We start from the raw sequence: 15,114 nt of genomic DNA, 5'->3' as shown, positions 1-15,114 counted from the left end.
CCCGCCACCACCGCCACCTCCGCCGCCGCCGCCGGCGCGTGCACCCGCGGCGCCCGGAGGCCCGCCGGCGCCCGGGCCGCCTGCGGGCCGGTGCGTCAGGTACCAGGCCAGCGCGGCCAGGCCGATCATCGCCAGCACGGCGACGACGGTGCCGATCAGGCGCTTGCGGCGCCGTGCCTGCTGTGCCGGAGGCGGGCTGGTAAGGGCGGACTTCGGGGACGGGTTCGAATCCATGTTCAACCTTATTCTTTTGGCCAGGATGTTATTCAGATAACTCTGCCGAAAAGCTTAGCATGGCCCCCTTCACCCATATGTTTCGTAACGTACATTGCGCGCAGCATGCTGTTACATGAGCGGGACAGCTTTAACGCCGATTTACACCGTTGGCCGCGAAATACGGCCCGTAAACGTAAAACGGGTGCGGAATCGCTTCCGCACCCGTCTTCCGGCTGTATCAGCCAGTTACAAAGTGGCTACAAATCTACGGTGTTCCGCACATGCAGTGGGTGACCGCGGCGAAGGGTTTGCGGCCGTCGGCCACGTCCTTGAGCCAGGCCATGTCCTGCGCTACCTGGGCCATCGGGCCGCTCGGAAGGGCTTCTTCCAGCAGGCCCAGCTTGACCTGGATGTTGACGGCCTGCGCGGTCGAGGCGCCCATCATGTTCAGGAAGCGCTCGATGCGGCTGACCGGACGCTCGACGTAGGCCACGCGGTAGTCATCGCCCAGCTTGGCGCGCTTGGCGGCCGAGGCCAGCGCGTCGCGGTAGCTGCCCAGGCGGTCGACCAGCCCGCGTTCCTTGGCCTGGGCCCCGGTCCAGACCCGGCCCTGCCCCACTTCGTCGATCTTGGCCACCGTGGTCTTGCGCGCCTGCGCCGCCTTGGCGGTGAACTCGCTGTAGACGTGGTTGATGCTGCTCTGGACCAGCTGCGAGAAGCGCGGGTCGATCGGACGCAGCGGGTTGTAGGCGTCGGCCAGCCAGGTGGTGGTGACGCCGGCCGTGTGGATGCCCAGCTTGTCGCTCACCTTCTCGGCGGTCGGCAGGATCGTGAATACGCCGATCGAGCCGGTGATGGTGGCCGGGTCGGCGATCACCTCGTCGGCCGCCATCGAGATCCAGTAGCCGCCGGAAGCCGCGACGCTGCCCATCGAGACCACCACCGGCTTGCCGGCGGCGCGGGTCAGTTCCAGCTCGCGCCGGATCAGTTCCGAGCCATAGGCGCTGCCGCCGGGCGAATCGACGCGCAGCACGACCGCCTTGATCTGGTCGTCCTCGCGCGCCTGGCGGATCAGGTTGGCGGTGGTGATGCCGCCGACCGTGTTCGGGCCGCTGGTGCCTTCGGTGATGTTGCCGGCCGCGGTGATCACGCCGATGGCGTCGCCGAAGGGCTTCTGCGGATGGCGGCCCAGGTAGTCGTGGTAGCCGACCTGGCGGAAGGACTTGATCCGGTCCTCATAGACGCCGCGCTTGACCAGCATGGCGCGGATCTCGTCCTGGGTTTTCAGCCCGTCCACCAGCTTGGCCTGGAGGGCCACCTTGGCCGCGCTGCCGCCTGCCGCTTCCATTTCCTGCGGCAGGTTCTCGATCCACTTGGCGATGGTACCGGCCGGGAGCTTGCGGTTCTTCTCGACCTGGCCCGTGTAGTCCTGCCACAGGGCGTTGTACAGGAAGCTGTCGGCTTCCTGGGCCGCTTCGGACGGGCCGTTGGCGATATACGGTTCGGCGAAGCTCTTGTAGGTGCCGACCTTGATCAGGTTGACCGTCACGCCCAGCTTGTCGAGGGCGTCGCGGTAGTAGTTGCGGCGCCCGCCGAAGCCTTCGATCATGACCATGCCCATCGGGTGCACATAGATTTCATCGGCGTGCGAGGCCAGCAGGTAGCGTTTCTGGTCATAGGCGCCGCCCCAGGCGACCACTTTCTTGCCGGAGGCCTTGACGCGCTCGATGCCGGCGCCGATCTCGCGCAGCATGGCCATGCCGCCGCCATCCATCTGGTCCAGCAGCAGCACCACCGTGCCGAGGTTCTTGTCCTTGGCCGCCGCATCGAGCACGGTCATGAGGTCGCGCAGGCGCACGCTGCGCTTGCTGTCGCCGCCGACGCTGTCGAGCACGGTGTCCTGGAAGCTCGACTGGTACTGCTCGACCAGGTCGCCCTTCAGTTCCAGCACCAGCGCCGTCTTCTCGCCGATCGGCTTGACGCCGCCCGAGGACAGGATCATCAGGACGATGATCACGAACAGCAGGAACAGCAGGTTCATGAAGGTGCGGCGCGAGACGTCGACCGCGCGCCACACCATGCCGAGACCGCGACGCAGCGCGCTGAAGGGTTTGAAAGCCATCGAAACTCCGTTGATTGATAAGTGCCGGCTCAGGCCGTAACCGTAGCCGCTCCCGCTTTCTCCTTGTGGGAGATCGCGAACAGCCCGGCGTACACGAGTATGCCATTTACCATGAGCAATTCCAGCCCAAGGCGGTAGGAACCGAGCAAGTGTTCCTGATTGTACTCAAGGAGTGCGCAAAGAATCGGTGCGCCGATCGTAATGTACGGCACCAGGCGGTCGGTCAGGGTCCGGCGCGTCAGCATGCCGAAGGCGAACAGGCCCAGCAGCGGACCATAGGTATAGGCCGCCAGCTTCAGGATCACCCCGATCATGCTCGGGTTGTCGGCCGCCTTGAAGCCCAGCACCAGGATCAGGAACAGCACGGCGAAGCCGAGGTGCACGCTGCGGCGCAAGCTTTCCTTGCGCGCTTCGGTCAGGTCGGTACGGCGCTTGATGCCCAGCAGGTCGATGCAGGTCGACGAGGTCAGCGCCGTGATGGCGCCGTCGGCGCTGGGGAACAGGGCCGAGATCAGTGCGATCAGGAACACGATCTGCAGCGCCGCCGGCAGGTGGCCCATCACCACGGCCGGGAAGATCTTGTCGCCGCTTGCCGTGACGCCGGCGATCGGCGCATACAGGTACAGCAGGCCGCCCAGGAACAAGAAGGAAAGCAGCACCACGACCAGCACCGCCGTCAGGGTCAGCATGTTCTTTTGCGAGTCCTTCAGGGTCTTCACCGAGATGGTCTTCTGCATCATTTCCTGATCCATGCCGGTCATCGTGATCGTGATCAGGGCGCCGGCGATGATCTGCTTGAGCCAGAAATTGGGGCTGTCCGGATCGTGCGTGAAGATCCTGGCCAGGCCTTGCGACTGCATCTGGTTCAGGCTTTCCGGCACCGACATGTTCAGTTCGCCCAGCAGGATCCAGACGCAGGCGAACAGGCCGAACAGCATGGCGCTGGTCTGCAGGGTGTCGGTCCAGACGATGGTCTTCACGCCGCCCTTGTAGGTATACAGCAGGATCATGCCCAGCACGACGAGGGTGCTGAGCCAGAACGGAATGCCGAGGCTGTCGAGGATGATCGCCTGCAGGATGTTCACCACCAGGTACAGGCGCGCGGTGGCGCCGAGCAGGCGCGAGATGATGAAGAAGCCCGCTCCGCTCTGGTAAGCGCGGCGGCCGAGGCGCACATCGAGGTAGTGGTAGATCGAGGTCAGCTGCAGGCGGTAGTACAGCGGCAGCAGCAGGTAGGCCACGGCGATGTAGCCGATCACGTAGCCGATCAGGATCTGGGCATAGCCGAAGCCGTCGACGCCTACCGCGCCCGGCACGCTCACGAAGGTCACGCCGGACAGCGTGGTGCCGACCATGCCGAAGGCGACCAGCATCCAGTTGCTGCTCTTGTTACCGATGAAGAAGCTGTCGTTGTTGGCGTTGCGGGAGGTGACCCAGGCAACGCCGAGCAGGAGCGCGAAGTAGCCGATGAGGATAGCGAAGAGGAGTGCCGGGGACATGAGATTCCAGTGCGGTTGTCGTTTCGCCCAGCAATATACACCGAAGTATTGTCACCGGGAACGCCGCAAACCACAGGCCTTCATCACTCCGGGTTATGCCTTCCGCCTCACGCCTCCTCGCCCTGCACCCGCTCGAAGGGTCCGATGCAGGTTTCCATGCTCTCGTCCGCGCACATCAGGAAGATCGCGTTGGAGGGGTGGAAGCGGATGAAATTGGTGGCGGTGGTGCCCGGCTTCATGATGGCGCCGGCGCAATCCTTCTTGCCGTTGTCCTTGGTGATGCGGTCTTCCAGGCGGTAGTAGCCCCTGGCGCTGGGCTTGGCGGGAATGCGGTATTCGCTCTCGGATATCTCCTGGGCGCTGGTGACCAGGGTGGTGCCGTCGGGGCGGAAGCGGTAGGTTTCGGAACAGCCGAGGTCGGGCAGGCTCAGCTTCCAGATGCCGACGATCGGGTGGTGGTCCGGCGGCGCGACCTGTGCGCCGGTCAGCGGGGACATCAGCAAGGCCCCAGTCAACACTGCGGCAGGCACACGCATGGCAGGCTCCTTCGCACGTCGCGACAGCCGGGCGGACGCCACGGCAGGCCCGCGCACGCGGACGGTGCCATTATTGCATCGGCGGCGCGCGCATGGCGCACACGCCGATGCTGTTTCACCTCAGCCGTTTTCCGGGGTGGTCTTCGGCTTGGCCGGACGGCGGCTGCGCGGTGCGGCCTTGCGCGCCGGCGCCTTGTGGGCCGGGCGGGCGGACTTCTTGCGCGCCGGCTTGCCGTCGGCGTCCGCTTCCTCGCCTGCCGCTTCGCTGTCCGCCGTGGCGGCGGCACTGTCGAGGGCAACGGCCGGTGACGGCGCTTCGGCTGCCGCCTCGGGCGTCGCTTCGATAGAAGTCGAAGCGTCGGCCGCGGCCGCTTTCTTGGCCGCCGGCTTGCGCGGTGCGCGGCGGCGTTCCTTGGCCGGGGCCGGCGCCGGTTCGGCGGCGACTTCCTCGGCTACCGGTGCTTCGGCCACAGGCTCCAGTTCCGCCGGCGCTGGCGCCGCCGCTTCCTCGGCAATGGCCAGGTCGGCGTCCGCGGCGCTCAGCTCGGACACGGCGGGCGCCGCATCGCGGCCCCTGCCGCCACGACCGCCACGGCCACGGCGGCGCGATTCCGGCTTGGCTTCCTGGGCTGCGGCTTCCTCGCCCGGCTGCTCGGCGCTACCGGTTTCCTCGTTCGCGGCTTCCGGCGCCACGACCAGCTCCGGCGCCGGCATCGCCACCGGGGCGCCGGCGCTGCGGTAGACATAGGTACCGGATTTTTCGTCGCGGCCGAATTCGAACAGGCCGCGGGTCTGCGCTTCTTCCAGCAGGTTGCCGAAGGTGCGGAAGCCGTAATAGGTCTCGGAGAAGTCCGGACGGCGGCGTTTCAGGGTGTCCTTCAGCAGCGAAGCCCAGATCTTGCCGGTGTCGCCGCGCTCGGAGACCAGGGCATCGAAGGTCTCGACCACCATTTCCAGCGCCTGCACCTTGCGCGCTTCCAGTTCTTCCTTGCGCTTGTCGTCGCTCGGGCGGCGCGAGGACGGCTGGCCACGGCGCGCATCGAGTTCTTCCTTGCGCTTGGCGGCGGCGCGGTTCTTCTCGCGCACCAGGTCGTCGTAGAAGATGAATTCGTCGCAGTTCGCCACCAGGAGGTCCGAGGTGGACTGCTTGACGCCCACGCCGATCACCTTCTTGGCGTTCTCGCGCAGCTTCGAGACCAGCGGCGAGAAGTCGGAGTCGCCCGAGATGATCACGAAGGTGTCGACGTGGGCCTTGGTGTAGCAGAGGTCGAGCGCGTCGACGACCATGCGGATGTCGGCCGAGTTCTTGCCGGACTGGCGCACGTGCGGGATTTCGATCAGCTCGAAGTTAGCCTCGTGCATCGGCGCCTTGAAGGCCTTGTAGCGGTCCCAGTCGCAATAGGCTTTCTTGACCACGATGCTGCCCTTGAGCAGCAGGCGCTCCAGCACCGGCTTGATGTCGAATTTTTCGTAATTGGCGTCGCGCACGCCGAGCGCGACGTTTTCGAAGTCGCAGAACACCGCCATGCTGATGTTGTCGGAGGAAGCCATGAATTATTGCTTTCAATTAATAGAAGGACAAACTGACGGGGATTATACGCAACCCGCTCCGCGACTGCGTCGCGCATGGCGCACGATTCGCCCGGAAATGTGCCATTCGCGAGATTTAGATTTTATAATTGCCCTTTTCCCAATGCTGACCCGGAACTGACCCATGCTCTCCCCTGCCGTCTTTGAGTCAGCATTCAACAGTTCGCCGATCGGCAAGTACCTGCTGTCTCCGACGCCGGAGGCCACCATCCTCGCCGTTAATGAAGCCTTCCTGAAAGCCTCGTCGCGCAGGCGCGGAGACCTGGTCGGGGTCAGCCTGTTCGTCGCCTTCCCCGCCGACCCGAACGACCCCGCCGGCACCAACGAAGAGGAATTGCGCGCCTCGCTGGCCCGGGTGCGCGCCAGCGGGCAGCCGGACACCCTGCCGGTGCAGCGCTATCCGATCCCGGTCGTCGGCGCGAACGGCGCCATCACCTTCGAGGAACGCTTCTGGAGCGCCCACAGCGCGCCGGTGTTCGGCCCCGACGGCGCGCTGCTCTGCATCTCGCACACCACCAAGGACGTGACCGAGCAGATCCGTTACGAGCGCGCCCTGCGCGAGAGCGAGAACCGGTTCCGGGCCCTGACCACGGCCGGCCAGGTGGTGTACCGGATGAATGCCGACTGGACCGAGATGCAGGAGCTGGACGGACGCGGCTTCCTGAAGGACAGCACGGCGCCGGAGCGTTCCTGGCTGGCCGGCTACATCCCGACGGACGAACAGGCGCGCGTAACCGCCGCGGTCGACCAGGCGATTCGCAGCGGGACCGTGTTCGAGTTGGAGCACCGGGTGCAGCGCATCGACGGCAGCGACGGCTGGGCCCTGTCGCGCGCGGTGCCGATCCGCGATGCGGGAGGACGGGTGATCGAGTGGATCGGCGCGGCCAGCGACATCACCGAACGCAAGGCGGCCGAGGAAAAGCTGCGCGAGTCGGACCGCCGCAAGGACGAGTTCCTGGCCATGCTGGCGCACGAACTGCGCAACCCGATCGCCCCGATCAGCGCAGCGGCCGCCCTGCTGCAGCGCGTGAAGCCCGACGAAGCCCTGGTGCGCCGCACCAGCGAGATCATCGCGCGCCAGGTCGGCCACATGACCGGGCTGATCGACGACCTGCTCGACGTCTCGCGCGTCACCCGCGGGCTCGTGGAACTCGAGCGCGCGCCGCTCGACCTGCGCGAGGTGCTGCAGGACGCCGTGGAACAGGTGATGCCGCAGGTGCAGGCGCGCGGGCATGTCCTGTCGCAGGCCGCACCGGCGGGTCCTGTCCTGGTCCTGGGCGACAAGAAGCGGCTGGTGCAGGTGGTGGCCAACCTGCTGGGCAACGCCGCCAAGTACACTCCGGAAGGCGGCCGGCTGGAAGTACGCGGCCATGCCGTGGACGGACATGTCTGCATCGAGGTCGAGGACAACGGCATCGGCATGGCGGCGCAACTGACGGGCCGCGTGTTCGACCTGTTCGCCCAGGCCGAGCGCAGCGCCGACCGGGCCTTGGGCGGCCTGGGTCTGGGACTGGCGCTGGTCAAGAGCCTGGTCGAGCTGCATGGCGGCTCGGTCGCCTGCACCAGCCCCGGCCTGGGCCAGGGCAGTACCTTCTCGGTCTGCCTGCCCTGCCTGGCGGCGGAAGCCGCGTCCGCCATGCAGGCCGGAAGCGATGCCGTTGCAGGCACGGACGCCGGCGCACCGCTCTGCGTGCTGGTGGTGGACGACAACGTCGACGCCGCCGTGATGCTGTCGATGGTGCTGGAAGCGGCCGGCCACCAGACCCTGGTCGAACACGACGCTCGCGCCGCCCTCGCGCGTGCACGCCAGTCGCCGCCCCAGGTCTGTCTGCTCGACATCGGCCTGCCCGAGATGGACGGCAAGGAACTGGCGCGGCGCCTGCGCGCCGACCCGGCCACGGCCGGCGCCGTGCTGGTGGCGGTGACGGGCTACGGCCAGGACAGCGACCGCCAGCAGATCATGGCGGCCGGCTTCGACCATCACCTGGTCAAACCGGTCGACATGGATCGGCTGGGCGCCATCCTGTCGACCGCCTGACTTACTTTTCGCCGCTGGCGGGCAGCGCAATCCGCCCATGGCCCAGGCGCGCCGCCAGCGCGCCGGCCTGGGCCTGCCTGGCGCCCAGCGCACTCACCGTCGGCGTGCCGAGTTCACGGATGGTGATCTGCTCGAACACCTGCGTGGCACGTCCAGCCGAATCGCGCACCCGCACGATCACCACGAAGTCGCCTTCGCGGGTGTAGGTGTGGGTGCCGCGCACCTCGCCCTTACCCCGGTATTCGCGCAGGCTGACCGGCTGCGGGCCGCCACCGTCGCCCCAGTCGACCGTCGCGCTGTGGCTGTCGCCCGGATTGCGGTCGCGGAAGGACAGCGTGATCGGGAAGGGCTGGTTCAGCCGCGCGCTGTCGTGCACGATCGGCCCCAGCACCGGCGCGTCCGTCCCGCCGCCGTTGGCGCGCAAGACCACGACCCCGACGTTGGCGTCCGCCAGGATGTCGCCGTTGTTCGAGATCGCAATCGCCGAACGCACCACCAGGCCCTCGGGCGGGTTAAGCAGGCGCGTGTTCAGGTCGACGGGACCGCCGGCGCGGGTCCAGCGGTAGGCGGTGTTCAATCCCAGCACGCGCTGGCCCAGGCCGACCACCACGCCATAGTCGTTGACGTCATTGGCCTCGGAGGCGACCAGACCGCGCGGATGCAGGTCGACCAGTCCGCTCGTGCGCGAATACAGGAAGGCGCGCGGGATGTCGCCAGTGGGGCCATAGTTGCGCCCGACCACCTGGCCGATTTCATTGAGCTGGTGGGTGACGGTGCGGGTGCCGATGCGCACCGGCCCTCTTCCCGGCGTCCACAGGAAGGCGCTGATGGTGCTCGGGCTCAGGGTATCGAGCATGCCGGCGATCTCGCCGCGGTTGTTGTTGTATGACGCGAACGCGACACTGGTGCCGAAGCCCCCCAGGTTGGTGGGGCGGGCAGCCGCATCCCAGCGCAGCACGCTCGACGAGCCGCTGGTCTGGTCGCCGGAACCGACCGTGACGTTGTTGTCGTTGATGTCGCTGGCGAAGGTCTGGACAATGCCCGTGGGAGCAGGCAGCGATATCAGGCGGTTGGTCGCCGTCCAGCGCACGGCCCGGTAGGCGCCGTTCTCGTTGGTGAGGGCGGAGCGTCCCACGATTTCCGAGCGGTTGTTGATGGCCGTGACGAAGGTCGGGCCCTCGGCGCCCAGATAGGCCAGCGGCGTCAGGCCGCGCGCCGCCGACCAGCGGTAGGGACGGAAGGGCGTGCCCCCGCCCGCCGGCAAGGCAATGCTCGACGCGAAGCCGACCTCGCCCTTGTCGTTCAGGTCGCCGAGCAGCGAGGTCTGGTTGCCCGGCGGCGAGATGTCGACCGTGCGTTCGCCATTGAAGTAGCCGACGTGCACCTCGCCATCCGTGCCGAAGTACTCGAACGCGGCCTGCCCGCGCGCATTGATGTCGCCGATGAAGGCGAAGGAGCCGCCTTCTAGGTTGACGATGCCGTAGATGTCCCTGCCGGCGTAGCTGCCCGCCGTGTGCTGTTCCAGCTCGCCGGGCGTGGCCTGGCCGGCGCCGATGGCGGTGGCCGCCGCAGTGGCTAGCACCAGCAAGCCTGTTGCCGTGGAAATCGGTTTGGTCCTGAAAGTTCGCATGTTCGCCTCCGGTAGTATGCCCATGCACCTGCATGAGGCAGGACCACTGTAGAGCGCTCGCGCGGCGCTGAGGACGAACTAACGCAAGCGCGCACGCGGCGGCGGCTGCGAAATCGGCGTTTGAAGACAAAAGGGCTTGCGCGTCGAACAGACCTTTCCGTCAAGCGATGCCTGGCATTAAAACCGGTTCAGAGCCGCGCCAGCGTGGCCTCGTCCGCTTCGCCATCGAAGTACTTGTCGATGCAGGCCTGGAACACCGCTTCGTCCGGCGCGACGTCGGCGAACAGGGTCATCGAGGATCGGAACTTGAGATCGTCCGGGTGGCCGAATACCTCGTTTGCCGAATCGGTGTCGAGGGCCGCGACGATGCTCGCGCATTCGCGCAGCCTTGCCCCGAGCAGCGGATGCGCCAGATACGCCGCGGCTTCGTCGCTGTCGGCGATCGCATAGCGCTGCGCCATCTCGCTGTGGCCCAGGCCGGCCAGTTGGGGAAAGATGAACCACATCCAGTGGCTCTGCTTGTGCCCGGCGCGCAGTTCACGCACGACGGTGGCGTACACCGGCGCCTGCGCCCGGACGAAACGTTCCAGGTCGAAATCATTGTCCATGTCTGTCCTCCCCTCGGACCGATGCTACAACTTTGAGATTGTTTGCTAAAGTGCGTTCCATAGGACGCGCCAATGAACACCGACCATCTTTCTCTATTGCTCGTACGCGACATGCCGTACGGTAAATACAAGGGCCGCAAGATCGCGGACCTGCCCGGCCACTACCTCGGCTGGTTCGCGCGCGAGGGTTTCCCGCACGGCGAGCTGGGCCAGCTATTGGCCCTGATGTACGAACTCGACCACAATAACCTGCGCGCCCTGCTCGACCCGCTCCGGACCCGCTGAACCGTGCGGGCGGTCCGGGATCGCGCCCTGCAATGGTGCTTGTCGGCTATACTGAAGACGGCGCCATTCTTTCGTATCCGATGGAAAACCAACACGCTTCCACTCCGCTGGTGCTGGTCGTCGAGGACGACGAGCACATCGCCCAGGTCCTGCGCTTCATGCTGGAGCGCCAGGGCTACCGGGTCGTCCACCTGGCCGACGGCCGCGCCGCCAGCGAACACATCGCCCGGGCCACGGACAAGCCCGATCTGGTCCTGCTCGACGTCATGCTGCCCTATGTCGACGGTTTCGAGTTGGTGGGGCTGGCGCGGGCGCGCGCCGACTGGGCCGGCGTGCCGATCCTGATGCTTACCGCGAAGAACACCGAACGCGACACCGTGCGCGCGCTCGACGCCGGCGCCAACGACTTCGTCATCAAGCCCTTCCAGCCCAACGAACTGCTGGCGCGCGTCCGCCGTTTCCTGAAAACGGGACCATGAACCCGAGCGCCCTCCACGCCGGCGCCAGCAGCAGTTTCGTTACCGTCGCGGTCTGGACCGGGACCATCGCGCTGGTCCTGACCCTGCTGTTGGCCGCGCAGATCGTCCTGCTGCGCATGGCCCTGCGCCGGCGCGAGCGGCGCGCCGCGGCCGCCCTGGCGCGCTGGCGCCCGCTGCTGAACCAGGCCATCGTCGGCGAAGAGCCGGCGCTGCCCGCCCTGGGGCCGCGCGAACGCCTGCCGTTTCTCCACCTGTGGGCCCACCTGCAAGGCTCGCTGCGCGGCGACGCCAGCGAGGCCCTCAACGCCATGGCGCGCCGTCTCGGCGTGGACGAACTGGCGCGCGCCATGCTGGCGCGCGGCGCCCGCGACGAGCGCCTGCTGGCCACCCTGGTGCTGGGGCACCTGCGCGACCGCGCCGCCTGGCCGCAGCTGCTGCCGCTGGCGCGCGCGGCCGACAGCGCGCTCTCGCTGACCGCGCTGTGGGCCTTGGTGCGGGTCGATCCGGAAGCTGCCGCCGAGTACCTGACGCCGCTCTTCGTCGAACGCGAAGACTGGGCCCTGTCGCACGTGGCGGGCATCCTGCAGCAGGCCAGCGCCCCGGTGGCGCAGGTACTGGCGCGCATCCTGCCCCAGCTGGGCGAGGAACGCCTGCCGCGCGCGCTGCGCATCGCCGAATCGCTGCGCGTGATGCTGCCGGCCGGGGTGCTGGCGCAAGCCTTGAACAGCAGGTCAAGCGCGGTGGTGATCGCCGCACTGCGCAGCGTGCTGACGCCCGAGACCCTGCTTGAAGTACGCGCCCTGCTCGGTCACGAAGACTGGCAGGTGCGGGTGCAGGCGGCGCGTGCGCTCGGCCGTGTCGGCGAACGCAGCGACGCGGCCCGTCTGACGGCGCTGCTGGGCGACCCGCAGTGGTGGGTGCGCTACCGTGCGGCGCAGGCCCTGCGCGAACTGCCGCTGCTGTCGCGCGCCGACCTGGAAGCGGTGCGCGCCTCGCTCACCGACCGCTTTGCGCTCGACATGCTGGACCAGGTGCTGGCCGAGGAGGGAGCCTGATGCTAACCGACTTCATCACCTGGTTCGTGTTTTGTTATTTCATCGCCTTGAATGGCGGCTACCTGATGCTGAACGCGATCGCCCTGCGTTCGCTGCGCATCAAGGGCCAGGAACTGTTCATGGCCGACCTGCCGCGCGCCTATTCGGGCCTGGAGCCGCCGGTCAGCATCCTGGTGCCGGCCTATAACGAGGAGGCCACCATCGCCGCCTCGGTGCGCTCGATGCTGCAGCTGTCCTACGCGGAATTCGAGATCATCGTCGTCAACGACGGCTCGAAGGACGGCACCCTGGACGTGCTGCAGCGCGAGTTCGCCCTGCTGCCCTTCCCCGAAGCCTACCGCCGCCAGATTCCCACCGCCGAGGTGCGCGGCGTTTACCGTTCCACGCGCTACCCGAACGTGCGCGTGATCGACAAAGTCAATGGCGGCAAGGCGGACTCGCTGAACGCCGCCATGAATGTCTCGCGCTACCCGCTGGTGTGCGGCGTCGACGCCGACTCGATCCTGCAGCGCGATAGCCTGGCCAAGGTCACCGAACCCTTCCTGCGCGACCCCACCGTGGTGGCGGCCGGCGGCACGGTGCGCGTGGCCAACGGCTGCACCGTGAGCGGCGGCTTCCTCACCAGCGTCGGCCTGCCGAAGAACATCTGGGCCCTGTTCCAGGTGGTCGAGTACCTGCGCGCCTTCCTGTTCGGCCGCCTCGGCTGGTCGGCCCTGAACGGCATGCTGATCATCTCCGGCGCCTTTGGCGTGTTCCGCAAGGATGCAGTGGTGGCCGTGGGCGGCTACCGCCGCGACACCATCGGCGAGGACATGGAACTGGTGGTGCGCATGCACCGCCTGCTGCGCGAACAGCGCCAGCCTTACCGCATCGAATTCGTCCCTGACCCCGTGTGCTGGACCGAAGCGCCGGAGGACTACCGGACGCTGAAGAACCAGCGCATCCGCTGGCAACGCGGCCTGGCCGAGAGCCTGAACGCCAACTGGGGCCTGCCCTTTTCGCGCAATGGCGGCGTGCCGGGCTGGATCGCTTTCCCCTTCATGCTGCTGTTCGAGTGGCTGGGTCCCCTGGTGGAACTGGGCGGCTACGCCTTCATGCTGTGGGCCTTCTTCACTGGGATGATCTCCTGGGAGGCCTTTGGCGCCTTCCTGTTCGTCGCCATCGGGCTCGGCATCCTGCTGTCCGCCTCGGGCCTGCTGCTGGAAGAGATGTCCTTCCACATCTACCCGCGCGGCAAGCAGCTCCTGATGCTGGGACTGGTGGTGGTGCTCGAGAACTTCGGCTACCGCCAGCTCAATGCGGTCTGGCGCCTAACCGGCCTGTATCGCTGGGCCATGCAGAAGGAATCCAGCTGGGGCACGATGCGGCGCAAGGGCACTTGGCAGAGCGGGACCGGCCAATGAACGCGACCGTGCTTGCCGCCTTCCTCCACCTGTGCCCCGCAACGGCCGCGCCGGCTGGCATTCCCTCGGCTCCGGCCGCGGGCCCAGATGGCACGGAACTACGTTTCCTCGTCTCGGACAAGCCGGCGTTGCCCGGCTGCCGCTCGCTTGCGCTCGGGAAGGCCCAGGTCGAAGCGCTGCAGGTACTTAGCCGCGGTGCGAAGCCGGCCACCACCATCCTGCTGCAGGGCGGCGACAAGGAGGGCCGCTTCGCGGTCAGCGAGCAGACCCTGGTGCCGGACGGCGGCGACGCCAAACCGGCGGGTCCGGAACCCATGCCGCTGCGGATCAACCTGCTGCCGAACATGCAGGTGCGCAGCTACGGCGTCGAGGAGCGGGTTCTGGCCCGACTGGAAGGCGGTCGCCTGCACATCACATGCCGCCCCGGCAGCCGCCCGGCCGGCGTCCTGCTCACCGGCCCCTGGACCATGCCGCGCCTGCGCGCCTCGCTGCGAGCCACGTTTGCCGGCAAGGGGCGGTTCGCCTGGCAGGCCGCGGACGCGGCGCATGCAGCGCGCGAAGCGGCCCTCGACATGGGGCAGCTGACGGCCAGCGGGGCTGGGGGTGGCGCCCGCCTGGCGCTGCCCGCGCAGCTGGACCGCGCCAGCTGGCGCCAGTTCGTCATCGCCTGTCCGGACGCCGGCGGCACGCTCACGCTCGACGCGCTCGCGCTGGAACCCGACACGCCCGGCGCCGCGCCGCCCCGCTCCACCTGGATCTGGGACCGCAGCGCATGGCTGGAGCGCGGCGACGATCTGCTGGCCTGGGCCGAACGCGAACGCATCGGCGCGCTGTTCATCGTGGTGACGCTCGAAGAAGGCCGCGTCCAGCAGCCGGAGGCGCTCGCCGCTTTCATTCGCCGGGCCGGGGAGCGCGGTGTTCAGGTCAGCGCCGTCGAAGGCGACCCGCACATGGTGCTGCCGTCCCAGCGCGCCGCCACCGCTGCCCGCGCGCGCGCCTATGCCGCCTACAACGCCGCCGCCGAACCGGCGGCGCGCTTGAGAAGCATCCAGTTCGACATCGAACCCTACCTGCTGCCCAAGCACGTGCTGCCGGCCGCACGCCTGGACCAGGAATACGTCGCCACCCTGGCCGCGCTGCGCGAGGCAGCGGGCGCGACACCGCTGGAATTCGTCGTGCCCTTCTGGTGGGACGAGCGCGAGACGGTGCTGACGGGCCTGGCGCGCTACGCCGACGCGCTCACGGTGATGGATTACCGCACCGATCCCGGCCAGATCGAGCGCTTCGCCCTGCCTTTCCTGGACTGGGCGGCGGCGCACGGCAAGCGTGTGCGCATCGCGCTGGAGGCGGGTCCCCTGCCCTCCGAGACACAACGCCGCTACCGCCGCGCGCCAAAGGGCGGCGCCGGCGACATGCTGCTGTTCACGGTGGACGGACAGCAGGTGCTGGTGCTGCTGCGCCAGCCGCTCGCGCATTCCGCCGCCCAGCCCTACGTGCTGACCGGCAGCCGGGTCATCGACGGCTCGGCCACCACCTTCCACGCCAACAAGGACGCGCTGCGCGCCCTGCTGCCGCAGCTCGAAGCCGATTTCGGCGCCTGGCCGGGCTTCGACGGCATTGCCCTGCACGAGCTGCGCTGATTGATCGCTGCGG

12 protein-coding genes and 1 pseudogene are annotated in these 15,114 nt (G+C 67.8%); 6 read left to right on the top strand and 7 right to left on the bottom strand.

Going from position 1 to position 15,114, the window contains the following annotated elements:
• The 5 genes and pseudogenes from GV068_RS23745 to GV068_RS23725 form a co-directional block, all read right to left on the bottom strand.
• Positions 1 to 234: pseudogene (locus GV068_RS23745) on the bottom strand (efflux transporter periplasmic adaptor subunit); the annotation flags it as partial.
• A gap of 247 nt (positions 235 to 481) precedes the next feature.
• On the bottom strand, positions 482 to 2,338 hold the full coding sequence (sppA, locus tag GV068_RS23740; RefSeq protein ID WP_159703874.1) for a signal peptide peptidase SppA: 1,857 nt from the start codon (positions 2,336 to 2,338) through the stop codon (positions 482 to 484).
• Between the two features lie 29 nt (positions 2,339 to 2,367).
• On the bottom strand, positions 2,368 to 3,837 hold the full coding sequence (locus tag GV068_RS23735) for a sodium:solute symporter (RefSeq protein WP_159703871.1): 1,470 nt from the start codon (positions 3,835 to 3,837) through the stop codon (positions 2,368 to 2,370).
• Between the two features lie 107 nt (positions 3,838 to 3,944).
• Complete coding sequence (locus GV068_RS23730) at positions 3,945 to 4,334, bottom strand: hypothetical protein (protein WP_229464447.1); 390 nt, start codon at positions 4,332 to 4,334, stop codon at positions 3,945 to 3,947.
• A gap of 159 nt (positions 4,335 to 4,493) precedes the next feature.
• Entirely contained in the window at positions 4,494 to 5,924 is a 1,431-nt protein-coding gene (locus tag GV068_RS23725; protein ID WP_159703865.1) for an NYN domain-containing protein, read from the bottom strand.
• Between the two features lie 163 nt (positions 5,925 to 6,087).
• Between GV068_RS23725 and GV068_RS23720 the strand changes: the two genes are divergently transcribed.
• Positions 6,088 to 8,001 (top strand): ATP-binding protein, encoded by a 1,914-nt coding sequence (locus GV068_RS23720; protein ID WP_159703862.1) that lies wholly within the window; start codon positions 6,088 to 6,090, stop codon positions 7,999 to 8,001.
• A gap of 1 nt (position 8,002) precedes the next feature.
• On the opposite strand, the gene GV068_RS23715 is transcribed toward GV068_RS23720, so the two are convergent.
• Positions 8,003 to 9,631, bottom strand: a complete 1,629-nt coding sequence (locus GV068_RS23715) for a PKD domain-containing protein (protein ID WP_159703859.1) — start codon at positions 9,629 to 9,631, stop codon at positions 8,003 to 8,005.
• A gap of 188 nt (positions 9,632 to 9,819) precedes the next feature.
• Positions 9,820 to 10,239, bottom strand: coding sequence for a DUF1810 domain-containing protein (locus tag GV068_RS23710; protein WP_159703856.1), 420 nt, complete (start codon positions 10,237 to 10,239; stop codon positions 9,820 to 9,822).
• A 72-nt stretch (positions 10,240 to 10,311) separates the two neighbouring features.
• Here GV068_RS23710 and GV068_RS23705 point away from each other — a divergent pair, with 72 nt between their 5' ends.
• The 5 genes from GV068_RS23705 to GV068_RS23685 all read left to right on the top strand — a co-directional run bounded on the left by GV068_RS23705 (position 10,312) and on the right by GV068_RS23685 (position 15,101).
• Positions 10,312 to 10,524, top strand: a complete 213-nt coding sequence (locus GV068_RS23705) for a DUF3820 family protein (protein WP_159703853.1) — start codon at positions 10,312 to 10,314, stop codon at positions 10,522 to 10,524.
• Between the two features lie 80 nt (positions 10,525 to 10,604).
• Complete coding sequence (locus tag GV068_RS23700; protein WP_159703850.1) at positions 10,605 to 11,003, top strand: response regulator transcription factor; 399 nt, start codon at positions 10,605 to 10,607, stop codon at positions 11,001 to 11,003.
• The gene (locus tag GV068_RS23695) at positions 11,000 to 12,058 is read left to right on the top strand and encodes a HEAT repeat domain-containing protein (RefSeq protein ID WP_159703847.1); all 1,059 of its coding nucleotides are present in this window, start codon (positions 11,000 to 11,002) and stop codon (positions 12,056 to 12,058) included. The genes GV068_RS23700 and GV068_RS23695 overlap by 4 nt, the downstream gene beginning before the upstream one ends.
• On the top strand, positions 12,058 to 13,461 hold the full coding sequence (locus GV068_RS23690) for a glycosyltransferase family 2 protein (RefSeq protein WP_159703844.1): 1,404 nt from the start codon (positions 12,058 to 12,060) through the stop codon (positions 13,459 to 13,461). Before GV068_RS23695 ends, GV068_RS23690 begins: the two co-directional genes overlap by 1 nt.
• Positions 13,458 to 15,101 (top strand): hypothetical protein, encoded by a 1,644-nt coding sequence (locus GV068_RS23685; RefSeq protein WP_159703841.1) that lies wholly within the window; start codon positions 13,458 to 13,460, stop codon positions 15,099 to 15,101. The genes GV068_RS23690 and GV068_RS23685 overlap by 4 nt, the downstream gene beginning before the upstream one ends.
• The last annotated feature ends 13 nt before the right edge of the window (positions 15,102 to 15,114 follow it).

The organism is Massilia sp. 9I (assembly GCF_902506415.1).
Classification (GTDB): domain Bacteria; phylum Pseudomonadota; class Gammaproteobacteria; order Burkholderiales; family Burkholderiaceae_D; genus Telluria.
The sequence above is the reverse complement of the archived record's forward strand: the minus strand, read 5'-3'. Positions and strand labels throughout refer to the sequence as shown.

Excerpts from the sequence above, each read along its gene's own strand:
- GV068_RS23715 (WP_159703859.1), bottom strand. The coding sequence starts at position 9,631 with ATGCGAACTTTCAGGACCAAACCGATTTCCACGGCAACAGGCTTGCTG.
- GV068_RS23705 (WP_159703853.1), top strand. The coding sequence starts at position 10,312 with ATGAACACCGACCATCTTTCTCTATTGCTCGTACGCGACATGCCGTAC.
- GV068_RS23725 (WP_159703865.1), bottom strand. The coding sequence starts at position 5,924 with ATGGCTTCCTCCGACAACATCAGCATGGCGGTGTTCTGCGACTTCGAA.
- GV068_RS23730 (WP_229464447.1), bottom strand. The coding sequence starts at position 4,334 with ATGTCCCCGCTGACCGGCGCACAGGTCGCGCCGCCGGACCACCACCCG.
- GV068_RS23690 (WP_159703844.1), top strand. The coding sequence starts at position 12,058 with ATGCTAACCGACTTCATCACCTGGTTCGTGTTTTGTTATTTCATCGCC.
- GV068_RS23720 (WP_159703862.1), top strand. The coding sequence starts at position 6,088 with ATGCTCTCCCCTGCCGTCTTTGAGTCAGCATTCAACAGTTCGCCGATC.
- GV068_RS23710 (WP_159703856.1), bottom strand. The coding sequence starts at position 10,239 with ATGGACAATGATTTCGACCTGGAACGTTTCGTCCGGGCGCAGGCGCCG.
- GV068_RS23685 (WP_159703841.1), top strand. The coding sequence starts at position 13,458 with ATGAACGCGACCGTGCTTGCCGCCTTCCTCCACCTGTGCCCCGCAACG.
- sppA (WP_159703874.1), bottom strand. The coding sequence starts at position 2,338 with ATGGCTTTCAAACCCTTCAGCGCGCTGCGTCGCGGTCTCGGCATGGTG.
- GV068_RS23700 (WP_159703850.1), top strand. The coding sequence starts at position 10,605 with ATGGAAAACCAACACGCTTCCACTCCGCTGGTGCTGGTCGTCGAGGAC.
- GV068_RS23735 (WP_159703871.1), bottom strand. The coding sequence starts at position 3,837 with ATGTCCCCGGCACTCCTCTTCGCTATCCTCATCGGCTACTTCGCGCTC.
- GV068_RS23695 (WP_159703847.1), top strand. The coding sequence starts at position 11,000 with ATGAACCCGAGCGCCCTCCACGCCGGCGCCAGCAGCAGTTTCGTTACC.